The sequence below is a fragment of the Citrobacter freundii complex sp. CFNIH9 genome, from assembly GCF_002903305.1.
GTDB lineage: Bacteria > Pseudomonadota > Gammaproteobacteria > Enterobacterales > Enterobacteriaceae > Citrobacter > Citrobacter portucalensis.
Window position 1 is genome coordinate 337,850 of record NZ_CP026238.1, and the last position, 23,441, is coordinate 361,290.

Below are 23,441 nucleotides of genomic sequence, written 5' to 3' on the forward strand. Positions count from 1 at the left end.
TTCTTATCCCGGATGGAATCCCCCGCTGAATAGCTGTTCAGTGGGCTTTGTGACACGCATCGTTTGATAACAGGGATTACGGCGGGTCGAATATGGATAAGTTTAAACGTCATATGATGTGGTGGGTGGCGGGCATTCTGGTCGTGGTGGCCGCGATAGCATGGTGGATGCTGCGCCCTGCGGGAATACCGGAGGGGTTTGCAGCCAGCAATGGCAGAATTGAAGCTACCGAAGTGGATATTGCCACCAAGATTGCCGGGCGAATTGACACGATCCTCGTGTCGGAAGGGCAGTTCGTTCGCCAGGGCGAAGTGCTGGCGAAAATGGATACCCGCGTGCTGCAGGAGCAGCGGCTGGAAGCGGTAGCCCAAATCAAAGAGGCCGAAAGCGCGGTGGCGGCGGCGCGGGCGTTGTTAGAGCAGCGGCAAAGTGAAATGCGCGCCGCGCAGTCGGTGGTAAAACAGCGTGAGGCGGAACTGCAGTCGGTCTCTAAACGCCACGTCCGCTCCCGTTCGCTATCTCAGCGTGGGGCTGTGTCTGAGCAACAGCTGGATGACGACAGGGCTGCGGCAGAAAGCGCACGCGCTGCACTGGAATCCGCAAAGGCGCAGGTCTCTGCGGCAAAAGCCGCCATTGAAGCCGCTCGCACCAGTATCATTCAGGCGCAAACCCGCGTAGAAGCCGCGCAGGCTACCGAACGTCGTATTGTGGCTGATATTGATGACAGCGAGTTGAAAGCCCCGCGCGATGGCCGCGTACAGTACCGCGTAGCTGAACCGGGCGAGGTGCTTTCCGCGGGCGGTCGCGTGCTGAATATGGTCGATCTCAGCGATGTCTACATGACGTTCTTCTTGCCAACCGAACAGGCTGGTTTACTGAAGATTGGTGGAGAAGCGCGGCTGGTGCTGGATGCTGCGCCGGATCTGCGTATTCCGGCGACCATCAGCTTTGTGGCTAGCGTCGCGCAGTTCACGCCGAAAACGGTCGAAACCAGCGATGAACGGCTGAAACTGATGTTTCGCGTCAAAGCGCGTATCCCGCCAGAGCTGTTGCAGCAGCATCTGGAGTACGTGAAAACCGGTCTGCCGGGCATGGCGTGGGTGCGTGTTGATGAAAGTCGCGCCTGGCCTGACGACCTGGTGGTGAGGTTGCCGCAATGACGCATCTGGCGCTGGTTCCCGTTCCTCCCGTGGCGCACCTTGACGGCGTGAGTCAGCATTACGGGAAAACGGTAGCGCTGAACAATATCACGCTGGATATCCCTGCCCGCTGTATGGTGGGGCTGATTGGCCCGGACGGCGTCGGAAAATCGAGCCTGCTATCGCTCATCTCCGGCGCACGGGTTATTGAACACGGCAACGTGATGGTGCTGGGCGGCGATATGCGCGACCCAAAACATCGCCGGGATGTCTGCCCGCGCATTGCCTGGATGCCGCAGGGGCTGGGGAAAAACCTGTATCACACGCTGTCGGTATATGAGAACGTCGATTTCTTTGCCCGCCTGTTTGGGCATGACAAAGCGGAGCGTGAGGCGCGGATTACCGAGCTGCTGAATAGCACCGGACTGGCACCGTTTCGCGACCGTCCTGCCGGGAAGCTCTCGGGCGGGATGAAGCAAAAGCTGGGGCTGTGCTGCGCGTTAATCCACGACCCGGAACTGTTAATTCTCGATGAACCCACCACCGGGGTCGACCCGCTGTCCCGCGCCCAGTTCTGGGATCTGATTAACAGCATTCGCCAGCGGCAGACCAACATGAGCGTGCTGGTTGCGACCGCTTATATGGAAGAAGCCGAGCGCTTTGACTGGCTGGTGGCGATGAACGCCGGGGAGGTGTTAGCCACAGGGAGCGCGCAGCAGCTACGTGAGCAAACCAACAGCAACACGCTGGAGCAGGCGTTTATCGCGCTGTTACCTGAAGCCCAGCGCCAGGCGCATAAACCGGTAGTGATCCCGCCGTATCACGCTGAGCAGGAAGAGATTGCCATCGAGGCGAAAAACCTGACCATGCGCTTCGGTAAATTTGTGGCGGTGGACCACGTTAACTTCCGCATTCCGCGCGGGGAAATCTTCGGTTTTCTCGGCTCCAACGGCTGCGGTAAATCCACCACTATGAAAATGCTCACCGGACTGCTGCCCGCAAGCGAAGGCGAGGCGTGGCTGTTTGGACAAGCGGTTGATCCGAAGAATATCGATACCCGCCGCCGGGTAGGCTATATGTCGCAGGCATTTTCGCTCTACAGCGAGCTGACTGTCCGGCAAAACCTCGAACTACATGCGCGGCTGTTCCATATCCCTGAAGCAGAAATCCCTGGGCGGGTGCAGGAGATGAGTGAGCGCTTTTCGCTGACCGATGTCGAAGATGCGCTGCCCGGTGCGCTGCCGTTGGGGATCCGTCAACGCCTGTCGCTGGCGGTGGCGGTGATCCATCGCCCGGAGATGCTCATTCTTGATGAACCGACCTCCGGGGTCGATCCGGTAGCGAGGGATATGTTCTGGCAACTGATGGTTGATCTGTCGCGCCAGGACAAAGTGACCATTTTTATCTCCACCCACTTTATGAACGAAGCGGAGCGCTGCGACCGCATGTCGCTGATGCACGCCGGAAAAGTACTGGCCAGCGGTACGCCGCAGGAACTGGTGAAACAGCGTGGAGCTGCCAGTCTGGAAGAGGCGTTTATCTCCTGGTTGCAGGAAGCGGCAGGCCCGGCGCCGGAAGCTCAGTTAGCGCCAGCCAATGTCCAGACAGTGCATGAAAACAGTAAGCCGCCGCGGCAAGGCTTTAGCCTGCGGCGCTTGTTCAGCTACAGCCGTCGTGAAGCGCTGGAGCTGCGACGTGACCCGGTACGTTCAACGCTGGCGCTGATGGGCACAGTGATCCTGATGCTTATCATGGGCTACGGCATCAGCATGGATGTAGAAAACCTGCGTTTTTCGGTGCTCGATCGCGACCAGACCGTCAGCAGCCAGGCGTGGACGCTGAATCTGGCGGGTTCGCGCTATTTTATCGAGCAACCGCCGCTCACCAGTTATGACGAGCTGGACAAACGGATGCGCTCAGGGGAAGTTGCGGTAGCAATTGAAATTCCGCCAAATTTTGGCCGCGATATCGCGCGTGGAACGCCGGTGAAGATTGGCGTCTGGGTCGATGGCGCAATGCCAAGCCGCGCTGAAACGGTCAGGGGTTACGTGCAGGCGATGCACCAGACCTGGCTGCAGGATGTGATGGCGCGCCAGCCAAATGCCAGCGGGCAAAACGGGCTGATGACCATTGAAACTCGCTATCGTTACAACCCGGATGTGAAGAGTCTACCGGCGATTGTTCCGGCAGTGATCCCACTGCTGTTGATGATGATCCCTTCCATGCTCAGCGCCCTCAGCGTGGTGCGTGAGAAAGAGCTGGGGTCGATTATCAATCTGTACGTTACGCCCACGACCCGCAGCGAGTTTTTACTCGGCAAACAGTTGCCGTACATCGTGCTGGGCATGCTGAACTTCCTGCTGTTGTGCGCGCTGTCGGTGTTTGTATTCGGCGTTCCGCATAAGGGGAGCTTTGTGACCCTGACGCTGGCTGCGCTGCTGTACGTCACCATTGCCACCGGGCTGGGGCTGTTAATCTCCACGTTTATGAAAAGCCAGATCGCGGCCATTTTTGGTACGGCGATTATTACGCTGATCCCGGCGACGCAGTTTTCCGGAATGATCGATCCAGTTGCCTCGCTGGAAGGGCCGGGTCGGTGGATTGGTGAAATTTATCCGACCAGCCATTTTCTGACCATCGCGCGTGGAACGTTCTCTAAAGCGTTGGATCTGACCGATCTCTGGCAGCTGTTTATTCCGCTGGCGGTAGCCATTCCGGTGGTGATTGGTCTGAGCGTATTACTGCTGAAAAAACAGGAGGGGTGATGCGCCGATTACGCAATATTTATAACCTCGGCATCAAAGAGTTGCGCAGCCTGCTGGGTGACAAAGCGATGCTGACGCTGATCGTCTTCGCCTTCACGATTTCGGTTTATTCTTCCGCGACCGTCCTGCCGGGTTCGCTGCATCTGGCACCGATTGCTATTGCCGATATGGACCAGTCGCAGTTGTCGAATCGGATTGTGAACAGCTTTTATCGCCCGTGGTTTTTACCGCCGGAGATGATCACTGCCGATGAAATGGATGCCGGGTTGGACGCCGGGCGCTATACCTTCGCCGTAAACATTCCGCCTGATTTTCAGCGCGATGTGCTGGCCGGACGACAACCGGATATACAGGTTAACGTCGATGCCACGCGCATGAGCCAGGCGTTTACCGGCAACAGCTATATCCAGAATATCATCAGCGGCGAGGTGAACAGCTTTGTGGCGCGTTACCGCGATAACAATGAGCCGCCGGTGGCGCTGGAAATGCGCATGCGCTTTAACCCTAATCTGGAACCCGCCCGCTTTGGCGCGGTGATGGCGATTATCAATAACATCACTATGCTGGCGATTGTGCTGACCGGTTCGGCGTTGATCCGCGAACGCGAGCACGGGACCATTGAACATCTGCTGGTGATGCCGGTGACGCCGTTTGAGATCATGATGGCAAAAATCTGGTCGATGGGGCTGGTGGTGCTGGTGGTTTCCGGTCTGTCGCTGATGCTGATGGTAAAAGGCGTGCTCGGGGTGCCGATTGAAGGTTCGATACCGTTGTTTATGCTGGGCGTGGCGCTGAGCCTGTTCGCCACCACCTCGATCGGCATTTTTATGGGCACGCTGGCGCGCTCCATGCCGCAGCTGGGGCTGCTGATGATTCTGGTGCTGCTGCCGTTACAGATGCTTTCAGGTGGCTCCACACCGCGTGAAAGCATGCCGCAGGCGGTGCAGGACATTATGCTGACCATGCCGACTACTCATTTTGTCAGTCTCGCGCAGGCGATACTTTATCGCGGAGCCGGGTTTAGCATTGTCTGGCCGCAGTTTCTGACGCTGCTGGCGATTGGTAGCGCGTTCTTCCTGATTGCACTGCTGCGTTTCAGAAAGACGATTGGCACGATGGCGTAATCATTATTGCCGGGGGCGCTTCGCTTGCCTGGCCTACAAACGGTAACGGACGTAGGCCGGATAAGGCGTAGCCGCCATCCGGCATCCCGCAACGAAACAGGCAATTACTCTTCTTTCGGCAGGCACTGTAGATGGCCGTGGCGCACGCCGCGCTGGGAAATCACGTCATCGGCAAAATGCTGCACATCGCCCATGTCGCCTTTTAGCACGGCGATTTCCAGACAGTCGTCATGGTTGATGTGCACGTGCAGCGTGGCGACCGATAAATCGTGGTGGTGGTGTTGGGTAGAAACAATACGGCTGGCCAGATCACGCTTCTCATGCTCATAAACATACGAGAGCACCGCGAAGCCCTGGGTGCCGTGTTCAAGGGTAGTTTCCTGCGCCAGTGCGCCACGCAGAATATCGCGTATCGCTTCGGAACGGTTGTTGTAGCCACGGCGCTGACTCAGGCCGTCGAGCGTTTCCAGTAAATCGTCATCGAGGGTAATGGTGACTCGTTGCATCTGCAGTTAACCTTTCATGTGGCGCGTTGGCGCACAGGGAGTAAGGGGAATAGCGTATTTTGTAACACACGTCCGGCATCCGGGGAAAAGGTTAATGCTCTCGTAATAAACGCAGGAGGGTACTGACCTGTTCATCCAGCGGAGCGAGAGTATTTTTAACGATCAGATGCAAAGGCGTGGCGCGACGAGCACCATGGCTTAACGGCAGTGGGCGTAAAATCCCCTGATCAAGTTGCGTCTGAATACGTTCCTCGGGCAGCCAGCCGTAACCGACCTGATACATCACCGCATCAATCGCGGCATCAATGGTCGAGAAGGTCCAGGCATCGCGCACCGGTTGTTGTGGGTTGTCGCGATCGGCAATGCGAATCAGCGGCCAGGCGCGTAATGCGTCTTCATTCAGCGGCACATCCAGCATGCAGAGTGGGTGATCGCGGTGGGCCACGGCCACGAAGTCAATATTCATCAGCCATTCGCCGCGTCCGGTGACATCCTGACGCCGGGTCAGGATCATTACGTCCGCATCGGCATGTGCTGCCAGTCGAGCATCGCCATTCTCCAGGACTTCGGTCAGACGCACCTGCGTTTGCGGCCAGGCCTGCTGAAACTGTTTGAGAATGGCAAACAGGCGTTTGCGTGGGAAGATGCTATCTACCATCAAATCCAGCCGCGTTCGCGTACCGTTTTGTAACGTTGCGGCCCGGGTTTCCACCCATAAAAAGGCCTTCAGTAGCGGTTTGACCTGATTGAGCAATAGCTCTCCGGCCGGTGTCAGGACAGCCCTGCGCCCTTCCGGGGTCAGCAGCGTTACGCCAAGTCGCTCCTGTAACAGTGCCAGATTGTAGCTTACCGAAGACTGGCTACGGTTGGTCTCTTCCGCCGCTTTAGCGAAGCTGCCCAGCTCCACCACTTTCTCCAATAGGGCCCACTGCTCGAGGGTTGTTTTGTGCATAACTCATCTAATAATTGAATGAATTTGATGCAAACATAGCGTTATTCATCCAATTTTTGAAGCGTTAAGATCCTCGCATCAAGTAAGAGGAGAACGAATATGAGTGCGTTTGATAAACATGATTTAAGCGGATTTGTCGGCAAACATCTGGTCTATACCTACGATAATGGCTGGAATTACGAGATCTACGTGAAAAACGACACTACGCTGGACTACCGCATTCACAGCGGCATTGTGGGGAATCGTTGGGTGAAAGATCAGCGGGCCTATATTGTGCGGGTCGGGGAGAGCGTTTATAAAATTTCGTGGACCGAACCGACCGGGACCGACGTCAGCCTGATCGTAAATCTGGGTGACAAACTCTTTCACGGCACCATCTTTTTCCCTCGCTGGGTGATCAATAATCCGGAAAAAACGGTCTGCTTCCAGAATGACCATATTCCGCTGATGATGTCGTACCGCGATGCCGGCCCGGCGTATCCCACTGAGGTGATTGATGAGTTCGCGACCATCACTTTCGTAAGTGACTGCGGCGCGAACAATGATGACGTTATTGCCTGTGCGGCGAGCGAGCTGCCGAAAAACTTCCCGGAAAATTTACGCTAAGGCTTCCAGTCGCTGCACGGCGTCTGCGGTCAGGGTAAACGGCGTGGGGGTGCACACCGCCAGGCTCAGGGTATCGAGCTGGCACTGGCTGACGGAGAGTGAGGAAGTTAGCGCGGTACTGTCGACGCTGACGATTTGCCAGGCGCTACCGCCGCGCTGTTTCACGATAGCTTCTTTACGCGTCCAGATGCGCCAGAACGCCGCCAGCTGTTGCTCTGGGCGTTCGGCCTCGACTTCGGCATGCTCACCAAGACTGAATACCGTATTTGCCAGCGTTTGCCAGTTATCGCGCGGGCGAACGACTTCTATATCGCAGCCGACTTCCCCTTCGTCGCTGAGCAGCAGGGCGATATCATCACCGCTGTGGCTGAGATTGAACCACAGCGGCGTGTCAGCAGAAAAGGCCGGTTTTCCTTGCTCGCCATAGACGATGTCTGGTAATGGCGAAAGGGCATGGGAAAGCAGCACGCGACCGGCCAGCCAGCGCGCACGGCGAGCACCTTGCGGCGCTTGCTCACTCAGTGCGGCAGGCAGTGCACCAGCGCTTAAAACAGAAACTTTCCCAAGAACGATCCGGTACATATTAGGGCTAACCTTTAGTAATAATGGGGTTGTGTATCATTCTTCACATGCTGTTTGCAAGTTTATCCCGGTAATCGGCTTTTGGGCCTGCCGGGCCCCAGCAAAATCGCCAGTTTGCTGCCGCCTTTGGTGGTTTCCATCCAGATTTTACACACGCTGGTTAACGGCACGGAGAGCAACATGCCGACCGGACCGAGCAGCCATCCCCATACCAACAGAGAGAGGAAGACGATTAGCGTCGATAATCCCAGCCGATGCCCCATCATTCGGGGTTCGAGAATATTGCCAATCACCATATGCACCACCAGAAACAGTGCGCCAACCAACAGACATTCGTAAATGCCATTAAAAAGCAGTGCCTGGATCATGGGCGGGACGGCGGAAATGACCGAGCCAATGTTGGGCACGTAGTTTAACAGGAATGCCAGTACGCCCCACATCAGAGCAAACTGAATCCCCATCAGTGCCAGTCCCAGCCAGATTATGGCACCGGTCCATAAGCTGAGCAGCGTTTTCAGCGCCAGATAGTGTGACACACCCTTCAGCGCTCGATGTAGCCCCGCAATGTGGATTTGCGGATTATTCAACGCAAAACGCATCTTATAGGGGACATGACGCACCTCAAACAGCATAAAAACTACCGTCATCACCAGCAGAAAGACGCTGGCCATGGCACCAGAAAGACTCGTCATCAGCGTGGTTGTGAAGGTCATCAGCTTGTCAGAGTCCATGCGTTGCAGTATACGTTCCGGGGACATATGCAGATTCAGAAAAGGCACCAGCTCTTGCAAATACAGAACCTTGCGCGTTAGCTCCTTATTGTATTTTGGCAGCAGGTCCATGAATTCAGTGATTGACGACGCCAGCACGCCAACCAACGCCGTAAGAACGATCAGCATCACCACCACGACTAAGGTAATAGCGATTGGGCGACCCACTCCCCGGCGGATAAACCAGGTGACCAGTGGATTCAATACAATGGCAAAAAAGAGGGCCAGCAGCAGCTGCACAATGATATCCGCCGCAGCATGGATACCTGCGAGGATCACCACCAGAGCGGCCAGTTTGAGCAAAATGTGCAAACCCGTTTTATCGGGCTGGGTGGTTATCATGTCTTCTTCCTGTTTGCGTTTTTGCATTAAGTGTAGCGGCTGGCTTGCGACTGATATTCCTAAACTGGCTACTGATTTCTGCTCTGCAACATGGTAGAAATGAAACACTGTTGTGAAAACGTGGTGACCCTCCATGCCCGAACCCGTCGCTGAACCGACGCTTAGCGGTTTACGCCTGAACCTGCGTATTGTTTCTGTGGTGATGTTTAACTTCGCCAGCTACCTGACCATCGGCCTGCCGCTCGCGGTGTTGCCTGGCTACGTCCATGATGTAATGGGATTTAGCGCTTTCTGGGCTGGGCTGGTCATCAGCCTGCAATATTTCGCTACGCTGCTGAGCCGTCCGCATGCCGGTCGCTATGCCGATCTGCTGGGGCCAAAGAAGATTGTGGTATTTGGGCTGTGCGGCTGCTTTTTAAGTGGCCTGGGCTATTTACTGGCGGGATCAACGAACGGCTGGCCGTTGGCCAGTCTGCTGCTGCTATGTCTGGGGCGCGTGATTCTCGGGATCGGGCAAAGCTTTGCCGGGACCGGCTCTACGCTGTGGGGCGTGGGGGTGGTTGGCTCAATGCACATCGGACGGGTGATTTCCTGGAATGGTATCGTGACCTATGGCGCGATGGCGATAGGCGCGCCGCTGGGTGTTCTGTTTTATGCCTGGGGTGGCTTACAGGGGCTGGCGCTGACCGTGATGGGCGTGGCACTGTTGGCAATCCTGCTGGCGCTCCCTCGTCCGGCGGTGAAGGCCAGCAAAGGCAAACCGTTGCCATTTCGCGCGGTGCTTGGGCGCGTCTGGTTGTATGGTATGGCGCTGGCCCTGGCCTCCGCCGGATTTGGGGTAATCGCTACCTTCATTACCTTGTTCTATGATGCCAAAGGCTGGGATGGCGCCGCATTCGCGCTGACGCTTTTTAGCTGCACGTTTGTCGGTACTCGTTTGTTGTTCCCAAATGGTATCAACCGTTTAGGCGGGCTGAATGTGGCGATGATCTGCTTTAGCGTCGAGATTGTCGGGCTGTTACTGGTCGGGATGGCTTCGATGCCGTGGATGGCGAAAATCGGCGTTCTGCTGGCCGGGGCTGGGTTCTCACTGGTTTTCCCGGCGCTGGGCGTGGTGGCGGTAAAAGCCGTTCCTCAGCAAAATCAGGGTGCTGCGCTGGCGACCTACACGGTGTTTATGGATTTATCGCTGGGGGTTACCGGGCCGCTGGCCGGGCTGGTCATGACGTGGGCGGGTGTGCCGGTTATCTATCTGGCAGCGTCAGGGCTGGTAGCGGTGGCGTTATTGCTGACCTGGCGGTTAAAAAAACGGCCTCAGGTGGTGTCACCGGAGGCCGCGTCATCGTCTTAACCGTTACTGGATAACCAGCGTGTTAATGATGTTTTCTGCGGTAGTCTGCGCTTTTTGCTGATCGTCAGCAGGCAGCGTGATTTGCAGCGTCAGCAGTTGGTTGTCCACTTTACCCAACACCACGGAAGAGTATGCGGTCTGGCCTTTGGCCGAGATGATGCTGTCTAACTGCTGCAGCGTGTGGCCTTTCAGCTCAATAGATTTATTGGTGACGACCTGCAGCTGCGGGTCACGGCTACGCTGCTGATCTTCCAGACGTTTTGCCAGCACGGCCAGATCTTCGTTGGTGTTGTCGCCAACAATCACAATCACCGCTTTCTGGCCGGTTGCGTCAGAATATACGTGCATATTGTTCGCCTGGGTGCCCAGCTTGCCGCTCTGATCGGTCATATCCGCTGGCAGGGAAAAACTGAGTTTGCCGTCCAGCAGGCTGACCGGTTGTCCGGTGGCGTTACTTTCTGCGGCAGCACCCTCGGCTGGCGCTTTTGTATCGCTATTATCACAGGCCGCAAGCCCCATAACCAGCAGGCCAATACCGACATATTTAACCAGATTGCGCATTGACTTCTTCCTTTCGATAAACGGCCATAACGGCTCATTCGTCCATCTTATCACAACTCGGAAAATGAACCTTTAACTCGTCTGCAATGCAGAGATTTCAGATTTATCTGCCAGCCTTTTCAGTAACATATTCAGCAACACGCCATACATTGGCAGGAAGAAAATAATGCTGATCAGCACTTTGAAGCAGTAATCGACCAATGCGATTTCCATCCAGTGCTCGGCCATAAAGGCATCCGGGCTACGCCAGAAAGCGATAAAGAAGAAGGCCAACGTATCGCTGATATTACCAAACAGCGTGGACGCCGTCGGTGCCAGCCACCAGCGACGGTTCTGACGCAGGCGGTTAAAGACATGCACATCCAGAATTTGTCCCAGCGCGTAGGCCATAAAGCTGGCGGCGGCGATACGGGCGACAAACAGATTAAAGTGCAGCAGCGCGCCGAATCCTTGCCACGATCCCATATAGAACAGTGATGAAACGACATAGGAGATCAGCAGCGCGGGGATCATAACCGCAAAGATGATACGTCGAGCCAGCGGCGCGCCAAAAATACGCACGGTCAGGTCGGTCGCGAGGAAAATAAACGGAAAGCTAAACGCGCCCCATGTGGTATGGAAACCAAAAATGGAGATTGGAAGCTGCACCAGATAGTTGCTGGAGGTGATCACCAGCAGATGAAATAGCGATAGCCAGAACAACGCTTTTACGCGCTGAGTTTGTGTAAACGGAGTCATATTGTGACCTTTTTGTTGGATGGGGTGAGGGAACCCAATAAAAAACCGTCGCATGATACTGCTTTAAGAGCACATTGCAATGGTTGTTTTTCACGCAATCGTTAACCTGATTGGCTTACGCCACAACAGAGCGTAAAATAACGCCGTTTTTGTATGAATGAGACGACGATGAGCGACCTGTTTACTTCCCCCGACCATACTCTTGATGCCCAGGGGCTGCGCTGCCCGGAACCGGTAATGATGGTGCGTAAAACCGTACGCGGCATGCAGGCCGGTGAAACGCTGCTGATTGTCGCCGACGATCCGGCAACAACCCGCGATATTCCTGGCTTCTGTACCTTTATGGAACATGAGCTGGTGGCCAAAGAGACCGACTCGCTGCCGTACCGTTATTTAGTGCGCAAAAGGCAGTAATCTTGTCATGCCGGATGGCGCTAACGCTTCTCCGGCCTATAAAGACTGAGTAACCTGTAGGCCTGATAAGCGAAGCGCCATCAGGCGAGAAACAGGCACTACCCTTTACGCAACAACCGCAGCGCGTTCGCGGTCACCAGCACCGTCGCCCCCGTATCCGCCAGCACCGCCAGCCACAGTCCGGTTATCCCGAGCAGCGTGGTGACGAGGAAAATCCCCTTCAGACCCAGCGCAATCGCAATGTTCTGGCGAATATTGGCGTGGGTGGCCCGCGCCAGCTGAATCATTTGCACCAGACCACGCAGACGGTTGTGGGTCAGGGCTGCATCGGCGGTTTCCAGCGCGACGTCGGTCCCGCTTCCCATCGCAATGCCGATGGTAGCCGCTTTCATTGCCGGGGCGTCGTTGATGCCGTCGCCGACCATCGCCAGCGGCGACTGTTGGTTAAGATGGGTAACGGCCTGCACCTTATCTTCCGGCAAGAGTCCCGCTTTGAATTCGAGGCCCAGTTCACCGGCAATGGCGGCGGCCGCACGCGGGTTATCACCGGTCAGGATCACGCCTTTCACGCCAATCTGATTAAGCTCGCTGATGGCGCTGCGAGCGTCATCGCGCAGCGTGTCCTGTAGGGCCAGTACGCCGAGTACAGTATCGTTACGCAGCACCAACACCACCGTTTGGCCCGCGCTTTCCAGCTCGCTAATCTGCCCGGCAAAGGCGTCGGCAGGCTGCTTACCAGCGGCGCAAATCAGTACGCGTTCGCCGTTGACCAGCGCTTCAATTCCAGAGCCAACCAGCGCCCGTTGCTCTTTTGCGACAGGAATAGTCAGTTCGCGCGTTTGTGCTTCCCGAACAATTGCTTGTGCCAGCGGGTGTGTCGCGCCTTGCTCTACCGCTGCCGCCAGTGCCAGCAATTCAGCCTCACCAATACCGCTTGCCGGATGAATCGCCGTGACGCGTGGTTTACCGACGGTCAGGGTGCCGGTTTTATCAAACGCCACCTGCGTGACTCTACCCAACTGTTCCAGCGCGGCTCCGCCTTTGATTAATGCCCCACGACGCGCCGCAGCGGCCAGACCAGAGGTAATGGCTGCGGGCGTTGAAATCACCAATGCACAAGGGCAGCCAATCAGCAGCAGCGTCAGCCCTTTATAAATCCACTCCTGCCAGGATGCGGCAAACAGCAGTGGCGGTACGAGGGTGACCAGCAGCGCAACCGCCATAATAGCTGGGGTATAAATTCGGCTGAAACGGTCAATAAAGCGCTCAATGGGAGCGCGGCGTTCTTCCGCTTCTTCAATCAGCTTCAGAATACGGTCAATCGCGCTGGCACCCGGTTCTGAGAGCACTTCCAGCGTTACCAGACGATCCACGCTGGTGGCACCCGCCGGGACTTTCTCGCCGGTGGCGCGTTCAACCGGGATCGATTCGCCGGTCAGGGCGCTCTCATCAAAGCTGGCAAAGCCGGAGACCAGTTTGCCGTCGGCAGGTAAACGCCCACCCGCGGCAACCTCAATAACATCGCCAGGCCGGAGGGTATTGATAGCCACCTCTTCGCGCTCGCCGTTACGCAGGCGTGTGGCGGTTTCCGGTTTGAGCGCCATCAGAGCGCTGACCCCTTTACGGGCGCGGCTGGCGGCCCATCCTTCCAGGCGTTCGCCAATTAAAAACAGTAGCAGCACCATGGCGGCTTCCGCCGTCGCGCCGATAAACAGTGCGCCAATGGCGGCGACGCTCATCAGCGTTTCAATGGCAAAGTAGCTGCCGGTTTTCATCAGACGCAGGGCCTGACGGGCAATGGGATACAGACCGACCAGCGTGGTGGCGATAAACGCTATCTGACCGAAGGGATGATTGAACTGCTCCAGCCCCCAGCTAATCGCCATCATGATAATCAGCGAAATCAGCGGCAGGTTTTCTTTAAAACGTGACTCGGGGGCGGCGTCCGTCGCGTGCTCATCGCGCAGGGTATAGCCTGCTTTTTGCACCGCGTTTTCAACTTGCTGGCGGATATCGGAACCGGCATCGACCACCAGTTTTTCAGTGGCGAACAGAACCTGGACCTGGTTGACGCCGCTGACCTGGCGGACCGCATTCTCTACTTTGCGGGCGCAAGCTGCGCAGTCCATGCCTGCCACTTTCCAGGAATAGCGGGTACCTATTACGGTATCGGATACGGTTGGTGTAGTGGAGCAGCTTCCTTCGCAGCAGCAGTCATCCGCCTTTTGTGGTGCAGGCGCTGGCTTGAAAGAAGAGAATTGTGGGACTTTTTTGCCACGGGTATCGGGTGTCGACATGGCATCCTCCGGTTGATAATCATTTCGTATTAACCGGAGGATACACTCTGGAGTCGACTCCAGAGTCAAGCGTTTTAAAGATACAACGAACGAACAATCAGGAAATGTCCGGCGAAGTAGCAGGCGGCGGCAATGGCGTTATCGGCGCGGAAGCGGCGACGGTAATGGCTACCCAGCCAGACAATGTTGCCGATGAACAGGAGGGACGCGCCCATAAATGCCGACAGCGCCGGGGCGGTCGGGCGGAAGAACCACAGCTCACCGGCCATCCAGACCATCATCAGCGTGATGCCGATAAAGGTGCAGATAGCGACACGCAGCTCTTCCAGACGCGTCCAGATCACGGCGATCAGCAACGCCCCCAGCACTACCAGCACCAACGGCAAAGGCCAGAAGAATGACAGCGTCATTTGGCTGGCGAAGTAGATGGTGTACAGCAGATGCGACAGGAAGAATGCCCCCACGGCGTACAGCAGGCGTTGGCGCGGTAACAGCGTCAGCGCATCGCCCAGCAGCGAGGCAAGCAGGCCAGCCAGCACCAGATAGCTGATAGCGTTAAACATTGGCGCCTGCCAGGCCAGCAGCGCCAGCAGGAGTAACGTCAGGGGCTTAAAGACCCAGCGTTGCCAGGCAGGTCCACGATAGGAAGCATCCACGAACAACCATGCGGAAAGACAGACAGCGATAAACGACCAAAGCATCTTAGTTCCTTGAATTCGTTATTTTTTCGTAAGCGGGGTGCTCACGGCTCTTCTGTCCAGTGTAGAGGTCGACACAGCCAGATGACAACACCATAACAGGCGATGTATGCTTATTTCCGCATTTTCTGATGGGTTAATAATATGAGCAAACCACCACTTTTTTTCATTGTTATCATTGTCTTAATCGTTGTCGCTGCGTCGTTTCGCTTTGTTCAGCAGCGGCGAGAAAAAGCCGATAATGATGCGGCACCGCTGGTGCAAAAGCAGGTGGTGGTAAGTAATAAACGGGAAAAACCGCTAAACGATCGACGATCCCGTCAGCAGGAAGTAAGCCCGGCAGGAACCAGCATGCGCTATGAAGCCAGCTTTAAGCCACAAAACGGGGGGATGGAGCAGACGTTTCGTCTGGATGCGCAGCAGTACCACGCATTAACGGTCGGGGATAAAGGCACGCTGAGTTACAAAGGTTCGCGATTTGTTGATTTTACGCATGGGCAATAAAGCCGATCGGCACTGTATTTATCTTGCCAGTGCCGATAATAAATTCAACTGAAATATATAACACTATTCAAATATAGTTATTATTTATTCTTCTGTGAAAATAACGTTGGTATTATATTTTTTTTGTGTGACCAAAATATCGATTGTATCACTATTCTGCTATCCGCCTTTTACTATCCTATTATTCCGACGTTGTCGCATGAATATAAACATGTAATTTAAATGGCTAAGGAATTGAAATGGCGAATACAATGTGGTTGACCTTGAATGGGCTGGCGCAGGGATTGATTTCTGCTGGTTGTGCATCGGTAAATTCGATAGGAAATAAATCACAAACGGCCCACCGTGATCAGATAATGGTCATGACAGTGAATCATGGCATGAGTCGGGTACAGAATGTGAACCATCAATGTTTGACGTTTATAAAGCCAGTAGATAAATCCTCACCGTTATTAGGGAAAGCCATAACTGACAATGAAACATTGAACTGTGAATTTAGCTTCTATCGCACGAGTCCTGCGGGTTTAAATGAGTGTTATTACGCGATAAAACTTATCAATGCCAGAATATCCAGCATCAATTTACAGGTGCCTCATACTATCGATGACAGTGCGGGTCAGCCAGAAGAAATCATTGAGCTTTCCTATGAGTCAATTACCTGGGATCACATTATGGCGGGAACCAGTGCATACAGCCTTTGGGATGAGCGAATTTATTAAGGAGTAATGATGGAAAGGTATTATGACTGGATAGGGAATCACCGTGAAGATATTCTTAGAGGAAATAACCGGCAACGTAATCAGCGTATTGAGAACGAAATCAGAACGCTGAAAAATAATCTGAATAGCAATACACAACACATTATGCTGCTAACGCTTGAAGAGGCGCAGGGCGTGATTGATGATTTGCTGGGCAGCAAATCCGTCAGTTTTTCGACCAATTATGCAGGTAATATCAAAGATGCGGCTGATGCGACTAAAAAGCTGTCGAAGCTTTTTTCTTATCAACAGGCCGGAAAGATTGTCTTCACTTTAAAAGGCCTTGGGATTAAAGCAACGCAATATGCTTATCAGGGAAAGCTGTATGTGAAGATTACGGGCTACCCTTCTCTGCGGCGCATTCTTAACGGAACCCGTTACCGGATAAATCATCCTAAGGTACTTGAAGTGGGCATTGGCAGCGCCGGGTTTCGAAATGGCATAATGTCAGGGGCCAGATTCTGTATCTGGTTTTCCGCATGCTGGCGGTTGATTGAGCTGGCCTTCAAATCAGAGCATGACGTCGCCGCATTGCTGGGGAATGTGACGATGGATGTGGCGAAGGTGATTGTGAGTATTTTTGCCTCAAGATTATCAGGTAATGTTATTCGTTGGGGCGTCTCTCTTTTTGTAACGAGTGCGACTGTTCCAGTTTGGGGGGGAATTGTTGGTGCTGTTGCATTAGGTCTATTCATCGCCTGGTCTCTGAATGAAGTGGACAAAAAATATGAGCTATCAGACAAACTGATAGCGTGCATTCGTCAGGGACTTAAAGAACGGCAAAGAATCGAAGAGTGGAACGCCCAACGCCTGGGATACAGAAACTCCCTTTACGGCGGAATTTATTGATATGAATATTAATCTGGAGAACATTAAGAAAAGATGTTGTTTGTTTCTTTTTATGCTTTTTGTGGGAGGGATTAGTTGGGGGTTTTATTATGCCAGTGTGCCAGACATTACCGATCTTATTGAATCCAGAAGCATTGTTTATTTTTTCTGGGGCTCATTTTCTCTGCTGCTGATGTTTCCGGTGGGTTTTTTCTTTGTTTTATGTATTGCCTACGTGACCTTTACGAAAAGCATGCAGCCGCCCAAATTCTTCGACAGGGCATTTACTATCGGTATCCACGTTGCGGGTGTAGGATTTGTTACTGGTAATATTTTCTCTTTTATTGTCATTTTTTATCCTCTTGGTACTAACTATGTTTTATGTGAGCGTCCAGGCCCGACGTCTGGCACCTATTACACCCGGACCGAAGAGATTTGCGAGCAGGTGAAACACCTGCGGAAAACAAGAGCCAGTAAAGATATTCCAAAACTGAAAGATCAACTGGACGGTATATTACCACCGTGATGGTGGTTTGCTGGCCCGGCTCACTACTTCAGTGTACCAAAGTGTGAACACGGTTGAGTGATTCTGCTTACTTGTGCAGTTGCTAAACGCAATTTCTGTAAATGTATTTTATTCAATAATAACCATGAATGATATTTGTGGTGCTGGAGTTGTGATTATTTATGCAACCTACGCATACCGTCTATGGGATGAGCGAATTTATTAAGGAGTAATGATGGAAAGGTATTATGACTGGATAGGGAATCACCGTGAAGATATTCTTAGAGGAAATAACTGGCAACTTAATCAGCGTGTTGAGAACGAAATCAGAACGCTGAAAAATAATCTGAATAGCAATACACAACACATTATGCTGCTAACGCTTGAAGAGGCGCAGGGTGTGATTGATGATTTGTTGGGCAGCAAACCCGTCAGTTTTTCGACCAATTATGCCGGTAATATCAAAGATGCGGCTGATGCGACTAAAAAGCTGTCGAAGCTTTTTTCTTATCAGCAGGCCGGAAAGATTGTCTTCACCTTAAAAGGCCTTGGGATTAAAGCAACGCAGTATGCTTATCAGGGAAAGCTGTATGTGAAGATTACGGGCTACCCTTCTCTGCGGCGCATTCTTAACGGAACCCGTTACCGGATTAACCATCCTAAGGTACTTGAAGTGGGCATTGGCAGCGCCGGGTTTCGAAATAACATAATGTCAGGGGCCAGATTCTGCATCTGGTTTTCCGCCTGCTGGCGGTTCATTGAGGTGGTGTTTAAATCCGAGCATGACGTCGCCGCACTGCTGGGAAACGTGACGATGGATGTGGCGAAGGTGATTGTAAGTGTTTTTGTCTCGCAATCAGCGGGTAGTGCTCTTAGGTTCGTTGTACCTCTATTTATCTCTAGCGGGGCCGTTCCGGTTTGGGGAGAAATCGTTTGTGTCGTTGTATTAGGTTTTATTATTGCTAAGACACTGAATGAAGTGGACGAAAAATATGAGCTATCAGATAAAGTTATAGCGTGCATTCGTGAGGGGATGAAAGAGCGGCAAAGAATTGCAGAGTGGAACGCCCAACGGCTGGGGTACAGAAGTTCCCTATATGGCGGAATTTATTGATATGAACTTCAATATAAATCTGGAGAATATTAAGAAAAGATGCAAGTTGTTTCTTTGTATGTTCTTTTTTGGAGGCATGACCTGGGTGGGGTATATTGCCAGCGTACCTGATCTCACCGATCTCATTGAATCCAGAAGCATCGTCTATTTTTTCTGGGGTTCATTTTGCATATTATTCATGTTTCCGGTGACGGGGTGCTTTACTTTGGGCACTGCCTATCTGGCTTTTGCGAAAAGCATGCAGCCGCCAAAATTCTTCGACAGGACATTTACCATTGTTTTCCACGTCGCGGGGGTAGGATTTGTTATTGGTACTATCCTCTCTTTTATTGTTATTTTTTATCCTCTTGGTACTAACTATGTTTTATGTGAGCGTCCAGGCCCGACGTCTGGCACCTATTACACCCGGACCGAAGAGATTTGCGAGCAAGTGAAACACCTGCGGAAAACAAGAGCCAGTAAAGATATTCCAAAACTGAAAGATCAACTGGACGGTATATTACCACCGTGATGGTGAGTTGCAGGCCCAGCCCGGCCCGCAACGTGCCGCCGGGCGAAAAGATCACAGCTACTTCTTCAACTGATCTTTAATCTTCTTCTGCCACACCAGTAGCTCAAAGACGCCGAACAGAAAAATACGGATTTTCTCTCCGTTGGTCATCTGCGGGCCATCTTTAGGCATGGTGCTTTTTAGCAGCGCCAGCTGCATGCCATGCATCAGCACCATAAATATCAGTGCGACGTTAACGAAGATGTTAAGCGGGCGTGGAAAGGGTTGGAAAATATTCAGTAGTAAAAATGCCCAGACGCACAGCATCAGCAGGCGTCCCAGGTTAATCAGCATCGTGTTCTCCTCGTGCTTCACGTTGGTACAGGCGATAGGCGACCTGTCCGGCGACTTTCTCACGGTATAGCGACCAGTTCACCGGAACCGGCGGTAAGCCGTTTTCTACTTCGCTTTCAACGTAAATATACGCTTCATTTGCCAGCCAGCCATGAGTTTCCAGAAGAGTTAATGTTTCTTCCAGTAATCCTTTGCGAAACGGCGGGTCAACAAATACCACGTTATGCGGCGTACCTGCCTGAGCCAAAAATGTCAGCGTATTGGTATTGACGACGCGGGCATGGGAGGCTTTTAGCGTGGCGAGATTCTTTTGTAGCTGCTGAGATACCGCGCGATCCATCTCCAGAAGCGTCGCATTTGCCGCATAGCGAGAGAGGGCTTCCAGCCCCAGCGCGCCGCTGCCGGCGAAGCAGTCCAGACAGTGAGCATCGACCATTACCGGGGCCAGCCAGTTAAACAACGTTTCGCGCACACGGTCGGTGGTCGGACGTAAGCCGGGGCTGTCCGGAACCGGGAGTTTACGGCCACGCCATTGCCCGCCAATAATGCGGATCTGGCCGCTACCAGAGTGATTCGGTTTTTTCATTTCTATTATTGCTCAATCCGCCTATAGCATGTCATTCCAGGCGGTGATGTGAGTTAAGTTAAGTGATAGACTATTTCATCATTTTTTTAGCTGCTATGTACATAGCGTTGACGCTGTGCCATGAAGCAACAGCGGGGGAGTGTAGTCGCAAATGGCGAAAGAGAAAAAACGTGGCTTTTTTTCCTGGCTGGGCTTTGGTCAAAAAGAGCAGGCACCGGAAAACGAGACAGAAGTAAAAAATGAAGAACAACAACCGGTTGCTGAAGAAACTACCGTCGTTGACGAACAGCCGCACGTCGAGGAAACCCGTAGCGAGGCTGAAACGCAAGCCTTTGCAGCTGAAGTCGTTGAAGTAACTGAACAGGTTGCGGAAATCGAAAAACTGCAGCCGGAAGAAGAACCTGTCGCCGAACAAGCGCAGCCGGAGATTGAGCCGGTTGCTGAACCCGTTGCTGAAACTGTAGTGGAAACGCCAGCAGCGGTGGTTATCGAACGCGAAGAATTGCCGCTGCCGGAAGAGGTGAAAACTGAAGAAGTTTCTGCCGAAGAATGGCAGGCCGAAGCGGAAACCGTGGAAATCGTTGAGGCGGCTGAAGAAGAAGCTGAAAACGAACCGCAACTGACCGACGAAGAGCTGGAAGCACAGGCGCTGGCCGCTGAGGCTGCTGAAGAAGCGGTTATGGTGGTGCCGGTAGAAGAACCTGCTGTAGAAGAACCGGTAGAAGAAGAGGTGGTCCAGGAGCAGGAAAAACCAACCAAAGAAGGTTTCTTTGCGCGTCTGAAACGCAGCCTGCTGAAAACAAAAGAAAACCTCGGTTCCGGATTTATCAGTCTGTTCCGTGGTAAAAAAATCGACGATGATCTGTTTGAAGAGCTGGAAGAGCAGCTGCTGATCGCTGATGTGGGTGTAGAAACGACCCGCAAGATCATTGCGAATCTGACGGAAGGCGCCAGCCGTAAGCAGCTTAAAGATGCGGAAGCGCTGTACGGTCTGTTGAAAGAAGAGATGGGCGAGATTCTGGCGAAGGTTGACGAACCGCTGAACGTTGATGGCAAAACACCATTTGTTATCTTAATGGTTGGCGTCAACGGCGTGGGCAAAACCACCACTATTGGTAAGCTGGCGCGTCAGTTTGAGCAGCAGGGTAAATCGGTAATGCTGGCGGCAGGTGATACTTTCCGTGCGGCGGCGGTAGAACAGCTGCAGGTTTGGGGTCAGCGTAACAACATCCCGGTGATTGCTCAGCATACTGGCGCGGATTCCGCGTCCGTTATCTTTGATGCCATCCAGGCGGCGAAGGCGCGTAACGTAGACGTGCTGATCGCTGATACCGCAGGGCGTTTGCAGAATAAATCGCACCTGATGGAAGAATTGAAAAAAATCGTTCGCGTCATGAAGAAGCTGGACGAAGATGCGCCGCATGAAGTTATGCTGACTATCGACGCCAGCACCGGGCAGAATGCGATAAGCCAGGCCAAACTGTTCCATGAAGCGGTGGGCTTAACCGGTATCACCCTGACCAAGCTGGACGGTACGGCGAAGGGCGGGGTTATCTTCTCGGTTGCCGATCAATTTGGCATCCCTATCCGCTATATCGGTGTGGGCGAACGTATCGAGGATTTACGTCCGTTTAAAGCGGACGATTTTATAGAGGCACTTTTTGCCCGAGAGGATTAACAATGATTCGCTTTGAACATGTCAGCAAGGCCTATCTCGGTGGGAGACAAGCGCTGCAGGGAGTGACCTTCCATATGCAGCCTGGCGAGATGGCGTTTCTGACCGGCCACTCCGGCGCGGGGAAAAGTACCCTGCTGAAGCTGATTTGTGGAATTGAACGGCCCAGCGCCGGGAAAATCTACTTTAGCGGGCATGACATCAGCCGTTTGAAAAACCGTGAAGTGCCGTTTCTGCGTCGCCAGATTGGCATGATTTTTCAGGATCACCACCTGTTGATGGACAGAACCGTGTTTGACAATGTGGCAATCCCGCTGATCATCGCGGGCGCCAGCGGGGACGATATTCGTCGTCGCGTGTCAGCGGCGCTGGATAAGGTCGGGCTGTTGGACAAAGCGAAAAACTTCCCGATTCAGCTCTCCGGCGGTGAACAACAACGCGTCGGCATCGCCCGCGCGGTGGTGAACAAACCTGCGGTGCTGCTGGCGGATGAACCAACGGGGAACCTGGATGACGCGCTGTCAGAAGGGATCCTTCGCCTGTTCGAAGAGTTTAACCGCGTCGGGGTCACGGTATTAATGGCCACGCACGATATTGGCCTGATCTCCCGTCGCTCCTATCGCCAAATGGTTCTGAGCGATGGACATCTGCATGGAGGCCTGGCGCATGAATAGACGTGACGCTATTAACCAAATCAAACAGTTCGGTGGCCGACTGGATCGCTTTCGTAAATCGGGCGGTGCGCCGGGTGACGGCGGTCGCAACGCGCCAAAGCGTGCGAAAGCCGCGCCAAAGCCGAACTCGCGTAAAACTAATGTCTTTAACGAGCAGGTACGTTATGCGTTTCAGGGCGCGTTACAGGACCTGAAAAGCAAGCCGCTGGCGACGTTTCTGACGGTGATGGTCATTGCCATCTCCCTGACGCTGCCAAGCGTGTGCTACATGGTTTATAAGAACGTAAACCATGCGGCAAGCCAGTATTATCCGTCTCCGCAGATCACCGTTTACCTGCAAAAAACGCTGGATGATGATGCGGCGGCGCGGGTGGTTGGTCAGTTGCAGGCCGAGCAGGGCGTGGAGAAAGTGAATTATCTTTCTCGTGACGACGCGCTGGGTGAATTCCGCAACTGGTCTGGCTTTGGCGGCGCGCTGGATATGCTGGAAGAGAACCCGCTTCCGGCCGTGGCGGTTGTTATCCCGAAACTGGACTTTCAGGGTACGGAGTCGCTGAACACGCTGCGTGACCGCATCGCACAAATCAACGGTATTGATGAAGTGCGAATGGATGACAGCTGGTTCGCTCGCCTGGCGGCGCTGACGGGCCTTGTCGGGCGCGTTTCCGCGATGATCGGCGTGCTGATGGTGGCGGCGGTCTTCCTCGTCATCGGTAACAGCGTGCGTCTGAGTATTTTTGCGCGACGCGATACCATTAACGTGCAGAAACTGATTGGCGCGACGGATGGATTTATCCTGCGTCCGTTCCTCTACGGCGGTGCACTGCTCGGTTTTTCCGGTGCATTTCTTTCACTGATTTTGTCAGAAATTTTGGTGATGCGTCTGTCGTCAGCGGTAACTGAAGTGGCGCAGGTTTTTGGAACCAAGTTTGATATCAATGGCTTATCATTTGACGAGTGCCTGTTATTGCTGCTGGTGTGCTCAATGATTGGCTGGGTGGCAGCCTGGCTTGCCACGGTTCAACATTTACGCCACTTTACCCCCGATTAAAAAATCTCTGGTATAATCTTTCCCTGCACTGAGTAGTTCGCTCTGCAGGGAAAGAGT

At 53.5% G+C, this 23,441-nt stretch carries 25 protein-coding genes; 15 read left to right on the plus strand and 10 right to left on the minus strand.

Features of this window, described 5'->3' with window-relative positions; translation table 11 throughout:
• The first annotated feature begins 92 nt into the window (after nt 1-92).
• The 3 genes from C2U43_RS01665 to C2U43_RS01675 are packed head-to-tail and all read left to right on the plus strand — an operon-like array spanning nt 93 to nt 5,028.
• Nucleotides 93-1,160, plus strand: a complete 1,068-nt coding sequence (locus C2U43_RS01665) for an HlyD family secretion protein (RefSeq protein ID WP_060682909.1) — start codon at nt 93-95, stop codon at nt 1,158-1,160.
• Nucleotides 1,157-3,904: a ribosome-associated ATPase/putative transporter RbbA gene (gene rbbA, locus C2U43_RS01670; protein ID WP_103284611.1), complete on the plus strand. Its 2,748-nt coding sequence runs from the start codon at nt 1,157-1,159 to the stop codon at nt 3,902-3,904. The genes C2U43_RS01665 and rbbA overlap by 4 nt, the downstream gene beginning before the upstream one ends.
• Nucleotides 3,904-5,028 (plus strand): ABC transporter permease, encoded by a 1,125-nt coding sequence (locus C2U43_RS01675; RefSeq protein ID WP_020996068.1) that lies wholly within the window; start codon nt 3,904-3,906, stop codon nt 5,026-5,028. The genes rbbA and C2U43_RS01675 overlap by 1 nt, the downstream gene beginning before the upstream one ends.
• A 104-nt stretch (nt 5,029-5,132) precedes the next feature.
• On the opposite strand, the gene nikR is transcribed toward C2U43_RS01675, so the two are convergent.
• Both nikR and C2U43_RS01690 read right to left on the minus strand, forming a co-directional pair.
• Complete coding sequence (nikR, locus tag C2U43_RS01680; RefSeq protein ID WP_003827507.1) at nt 5,133-5,534, minus strand: nickel-responsive transcriptional regulator NikR; 402 nt, start codon at nt 5,532-5,534, stop codon at nt 5,133-5,135.
• A gap of 91 nt (nt 5,535-5,625) precedes the next feature.
• On the minus strand, nt 5,626-6,486 hold the full coding sequence (locus C2U43_RS01690; protein ID WP_103284612.1) for a LysR family transcriptional regulator: 861 nt from the start codon (nt 6,484-6,486) through the stop codon (nt 5,626-5,628).
• Nucleotides 6,487-6,585: 99 nt separating this feature from the next.
• On the opposite strand from C2U43_RS01690, the gene C2U43_RS01695 reads away from it, so the two are divergent.
• Nucleotides 6,586-7,092: a phenolic acid decarboxylase gene (locus C2U43_RS01695; protein WP_103284613.1), complete on the plus strand. Its 507-nt coding sequence runs from the start codon at nt 6,586-6,588 to the stop codon at nt 7,090-7,092.
• On the opposite strand, the gene acpT is transcribed toward C2U43_RS01695, so the two are convergent.
• Both acpT and C2U43_RS01705 read right to left on the minus strand, forming a co-directional pair.
• Nucleotides 7,084-7,674 carry a 4'-phosphopantetheinyl transferase AcpT gene (gene acpT / locus C2U43_RS01700; RefSeq protein ID WP_003827514.1) on the minus strand — a complete coding sequence of 197 codons (591 nt, stop codon included), beginning with the start codon at nt 7,672-7,674 and terminating at the stop codon, nt 7,084-7,086. The two genes, C2U43_RS01695 and acpT, sit on opposite strands and share 9 nt — an antisense overlap.
• Before the next feature lie 62 nt (nt 7,675-7,736).
• A complete protein-coding gene (locus tag C2U43_RS01705) occupies nt 7,737-8,786 on the minus strand; it encodes an AI-2E family transporter (protein ID WP_103284614.1) in 1,050 nt (349 codons plus the stop codon).
• Nucleotides 8,787-8,919: 133 nt separating this feature from the next.
• Here C2U43_RS01705 and C2U43_RS01710 point away from each other — a divergent pair, with 133 nt between their 5' ends.
• Entirely contained in the window at nt 8,920-10,137 is a 1,218-nt protein-coding gene (locus C2U43_RS01710; protein WP_057067177.1) for an MFS transporter, read from the plus strand.
• A gap of 3 nt (nt 10,138-10,140) precedes the next feature.
• Here C2U43_RS01710 and C2U43_RS01715 read toward each other — a convergent pair whose 3' ends face one another.
• Together C2U43_RS01715 and C2U43_RS01720 are read right to left on the minus strand one after the other, a co-directional pair.
• Nucleotides 10,141-10,698: a DcrB family lipoprotein gene (locus C2U43_RS01715; protein WP_003827547.1), complete on the minus strand. Its 558-nt coding sequence runs from the start codon at nt 10,696-10,698 to the stop codon at nt 10,141-10,143.
• A gap of 72 nt (nt 10,699-10,770) precedes the next feature.
• Nucleotides 10,771-11,436, minus strand: coding sequence for a 7-cyano-7-deazaguanine/7-aminomethyl-7-deazaguanine transporter (locus tag C2U43_RS01720; RefSeq protein WP_003827549.1), 666 nt, complete (start codon nt 11,434-11,436; stop codon nt 10,771-10,773).
• Nucleotides 11,437-11,604: 168 nt separating this feature from the next.
• Here C2U43_RS01720 and tusA point away from each other — a divergent pair, with 168 nt between their 5' ends.
• A complete protein-coding gene (tusA, locus tag C2U43_RS01725; protein ID WP_103284615.1) occupies nt 11,605-11,850 on the plus strand; it encodes a sulfurtransferase TusA in 246 nt (81 codons plus the stop codon).
• 98 nt (nt 11,851-11,948) lie between these two features.
• Here tusA and zntA read toward each other — a convergent pair whose 3' ends face one another.
• Nucleotides 11,949-14,147 (minus strand): Zn(II)/Cd(II)/Pb(II) translocating P-type ATPase ZntA, encoded by a 2,199-nt coding sequence (gene zntA / locus C2U43_RS01730; RefSeq protein ID WP_060682898.1) that lies wholly within the window; start codon nt 14,145-14,147, stop codon nt 11,949-11,951.
• A gap of 74 nt (nt 14,148-14,221) precedes the next feature.
• A complete protein-coding gene (locus C2U43_RS01735) occupies nt 14,222-14,848 on the minus strand; it encodes a lysoplasmalogenase (RefSeq protein ID WP_003827558.1) in 627 nt (208 codons plus the stop codon).
• A gap of 141 nt (nt 14,849-14,989) precedes the next feature.
• Here C2U43_RS01735 and C2U43_RS01740 point away from each other — a divergent pair, with 141 nt between their 5' ends.
• The 6 genes from C2U43_RS01740 to C2U43_RS01765 all read left to right on the plus strand — a co-directional run bounded on the left by C2U43_RS01740 (nt 14,990) and on the right by C2U43_RS01765 (nt 19,065).
• Nucleotides 14,990-15,349: a DUF2500 domain-containing protein gene (locus tag C2U43_RS01740; RefSeq protein WP_032945264.1), complete on the plus strand. Its 360-nt coding sequence runs from the start codon at nt 14,990-14,992 to the stop codon at nt 15,347-15,349.
• Nucleotides 15,350-15,588: 239 nt separating this feature from the next.
• Entirely contained in the window at nt 15,589-16,068 is a 480-nt protein-coding gene (locus C2U43_RS01745) for an Hcp family type VI secretion system effector (RefSeq protein ID WP_103284616.1), read from the plus strand.
• 6 nt (nt 16,069-16,074) lie between these two features.
• Entirely contained in the window at nt 16,075-16,956 is an 882-nt protein-coding gene (locus C2U43_RS01750) for a hypothetical protein (protein WP_233899561.1), read from the plus strand.
• A gap of 1 nt (nt 16,957) precedes the next feature.
• Nucleotides 16,958-17,461, plus strand: a complete 504-nt coding sequence (locus C2U43_RS01755; RefSeq protein ID WP_233899562.1) for a DUF1240 domain-containing protein — start codon at nt 16,958-16,960, stop codon at nt 17,459-17,461.
• Between the two features lie 211 nt (nt 17,462-17,672).
• Nucleotides 17,673-18,554: a hypothetical protein gene (locus tag C2U43_RS01760; protein WP_233899563.1), complete on the plus strand. Its 882-nt coding sequence runs from the start codon at nt 17,673-17,675 to the stop codon at nt 18,552-18,554.
• Entirely contained in the window at nt 18,538-19,065 is a 528-nt protein-coding gene (locus C2U43_RS01765; RefSeq protein WP_223240772.1) for a DUF1240 domain-containing protein, read from the plus strand. The genes C2U43_RS01760 and C2U43_RS01765 overlap by 17 nt, the downstream gene beginning before the upstream one ends.
• 57 nt (nt 19,066-19,122) lie before the next feature.
• Here the strand turns inward: C2U43_RS01765 and C2U43_RS01770 are convergent, their stop codons facing one another.
• Together C2U43_RS01770 and rsmD are read right to left on the minus strand one after the other, a co-directional pair.
• Nucleotides 19,123-19,398, minus strand: a complete 276-nt coding sequence (locus C2U43_RS01770) for a DUF1145 family protein (RefSeq protein WP_003023415.1) — start codon at nt 19,396-19,398, stop codon at nt 19,123-19,125.
• Nucleotides 19,388-19,984 carry a 16S rRNA (guanine(966)-N(2))-methyltransferase gene (gene rsmD, locus C2U43_RS01775; RefSeq protein ID WP_003827565.1) on the minus strand — a complete coding sequence of 199 codons (597 nt, stop codon included), beginning with the start codon at nt 19,982-19,984 and terminating at the stop codon, nt 19,388-19,390. The genes C2U43_RS01770 and rsmD overlap by 11 nt, the downstream gene beginning before the upstream one ends.
• Nucleotides 19,985-20,135: 151 nt before the next feature.
• Between rsmD and ftsY the strand changes: the two genes are divergently transcribed.
• Genes ftsY through ftsX form a run of 3 tightly spaced genes read left to right on the plus strand, consistent with a single transcriptional unit; the run spans nt 20,136 to nt 23,384 of the window.
• Nucleotides 20,136-21,662 carry a signal recognition particle-docking protein FtsY gene (ftsY, locus tag C2U43_RS01780; protein WP_008786366.1) on the plus strand — a complete coding sequence of 509 codons (1,527 nt, stop codon included), beginning with the start codon at nt 20,136-20,138 and terminating at the stop codon, nt 21,660-21,662.
• A gap of 2 nt (nt 21,663-21,664) precedes the next feature.
• Nucleotides 21,665-22,333 carry a cell division ATP-binding protein FtsE gene (ftsE, locus tag C2U43_RS01785; RefSeq protein ID WP_003023420.1) on the plus strand — a complete coding sequence of 223 codons (669 nt, stop codon included), beginning with the start codon at nt 21,665-21,667 and terminating at the stop codon, nt 22,331-22,333.
• Nucleotides 22,326-23,384: a permease-like cell division protein FtsX gene (gene ftsX, locus C2U43_RS01790; RefSeq protein WP_003837835.1), complete on the plus strand. Its 1,059-nt coding sequence runs from the start codon at nt 22,326-22,328 to the stop codon at nt 23,382-23,384. The genes ftsE and ftsX overlap by 8 nt, the downstream gene beginning before the upstream one ends.
• Nucleotides 23,385-23,441 lie beyond the last annotated feature (57 nt).

What these genes read in the sequence shown, in the direction of transcription:
- C2U43_RS01665 (WP_060682909.1), top strand. Translation starts at nt 93, where the DNA reads ATGGATAAGTTTAAACGTCATATGATGTGGTGGGTGGCGGGCATTCTG.
- rbbA (WP_103284611.1), top strand. Translation starts at nt 1,157, where the DNA reads ATGACGCATCTGGCGCTGGTTCCCGTTCCTCCCGTGGCGCACCTTGAC.
- C2U43_RS01675 (WP_020996068.1), top strand. Translation starts at nt 3,904, where the DNA reads ATGCGCCGATTACGCAATATTTATAACCTCGGCATCAAAGAGTTGCGC.
- nikR (WP_003827507.1), bottom strand. Translation starts at nt 5,534, where the DNA reads ATGCAACGAGTCACCATTACCCTCGATGACGATTTACTGGAAACGCTC.
- C2U43_RS01690 (WP_103284612.1), bottom strand. Translation starts at nt 6,486, where the DNA reads ATGCACAAAACAACCCTCGAGCAGTGGGCCCTATTGGAGAAAGTGGTG.
- C2U43_RS01695 (WP_103284613.1), top strand. Translation starts at nt 6,586, where the DNA reads ATGAGTGCGTTTGATAAACATGATTTAAGCGGATTTGTCGGCAAACAT.
- acpT (WP_003827514.1), bottom strand. Translation starts at nt 7,674, where the DNA reads ATGTACCGGATCGTTCTTGGGAAAGTTTCTGTTTTAAGCGCTGGTGCA.
- C2U43_RS01705 (WP_103284614.1), bottom strand. Translation starts at nt 8,786, where the DNA reads ATGATAACCACCCAGCCCGATAAAACGGGTTTGCACATTTTGCTCAAA.
- C2U43_RS01710 (WP_057067177.1), top strand. Translation starts at nt 8,920, where the DNA reads ATGCCCGAACCCGTCGCTGAACCGACGCTTAGCGGTTTACGCCTGAAC.
- C2U43_RS01715 (WP_003827547.1), bottom strand. Translation starts at nt 10,698, where the DNA reads ATGCGCAATCTGGTTAAATATGTCGGTATTGGCCTGCTGGTTATGGGG.
- C2U43_RS01720 (WP_003827549.1), bottom strand. Translation starts at nt 11,436, where the DNA reads ATGACTCCGTTTACACAAACTCAGCGCGTAAAAGCGTTGTTCTGGCTA.
- tusA (WP_103284615.1), top strand. Translation starts at nt 11,605, where the DNA reads ATGAGCGACCTGTTTACTTCCCCCGACCATACTCTTGATGCCCAGGGG.
- zntA (WP_060682898.1), bottom strand. Translation starts at nt 14,147, where the DNA reads ATGTCGACACCCGATACCCGTGGCAAAAAAGTCCCACAATTCTCTTCT.
- C2U43_RS01735 (WP_003827558.1), bottom strand. Translation starts at nt 14,848, where the DNA reads ATGCTTTGGTCGTTTATCGCTGTCTGTCTTTCCGCATGGTTGTTCGTG.
- C2U43_RS01740 (WP_032945264.1), top strand. Translation starts at nt 14,990, where the DNA reads ATGAGCAAACCACCACTTTTTTTCATTGTTATCATTGTCTTAATCGTT.
- C2U43_RS01745 (WP_103284616.1), top strand. Translation starts at nt 15,589, where the DNA reads ATGGCGAATACAATGTGGTTGACCTTGAATGGGCTGGCGCAGGGATTG.
- C2U43_RS01750 (WP_233899561.1), top strand. Translation starts at nt 16,075, where the DNA reads ATGATGGAAAGGTATTATGACTGGATAGGGAATCACCGTGAAGATATT.
- C2U43_RS01755 (WP_233899562.1), top strand. Translation starts at nt 16,958, where the DNA reads ATGAATATTAATCTGGAGAACATTAAGAAAAGATGTTGTTTGTTTCTT.
- C2U43_RS01760 (WP_233899563.1), top strand. Translation starts at nt 17,673, where the DNA reads ATGATGGAAAGGTATTATGACTGGATAGGGAATCACCGTGAAGATATT.
- C2U43_RS01765 (WP_223240772.1), top strand. Translation starts at nt 18,538, where the DNA reads ATGGCGGAATTTATTGATATGAACTTCAATATAAATCTGGAGAATATT.
- C2U43_RS01770 (WP_003023415.1), bottom strand. Translation starts at nt 19,398, where the DNA reads ATGCTGATTAACCTGGGACGCCTGCTGATGCTGTGCGTCTGGGCATTT.
- rsmD (WP_003827565.1), bottom strand. Translation starts at nt 19,984, where the DNA reads ATGAAAAAACCGAATCACTCTGGTAGCGGCCAGATCCGCATTATTGGC.
- ftsY (WP_008786366.1), top strand. Translation starts at nt 20,136, where the DNA reads ATGGCGAAAGAGAAAAAACGTGGCTTTTTTTCCTGGCTGGGCTTTGGT.
- ftsE (WP_003023420.1), top strand. Translation starts at nt 21,665, where the DNA reads ATGATTCGCTTTGAACATGTCAGCAAGGCCTATCTCGGTGGGAGACAA.
- ftsX (WP_003837835.1), top strand. Translation starts at nt 22,326, where the DNA reads ATGAATAGACGTGACGCTATTAACCAAATCAAACAGTTCGGTGGCCGA.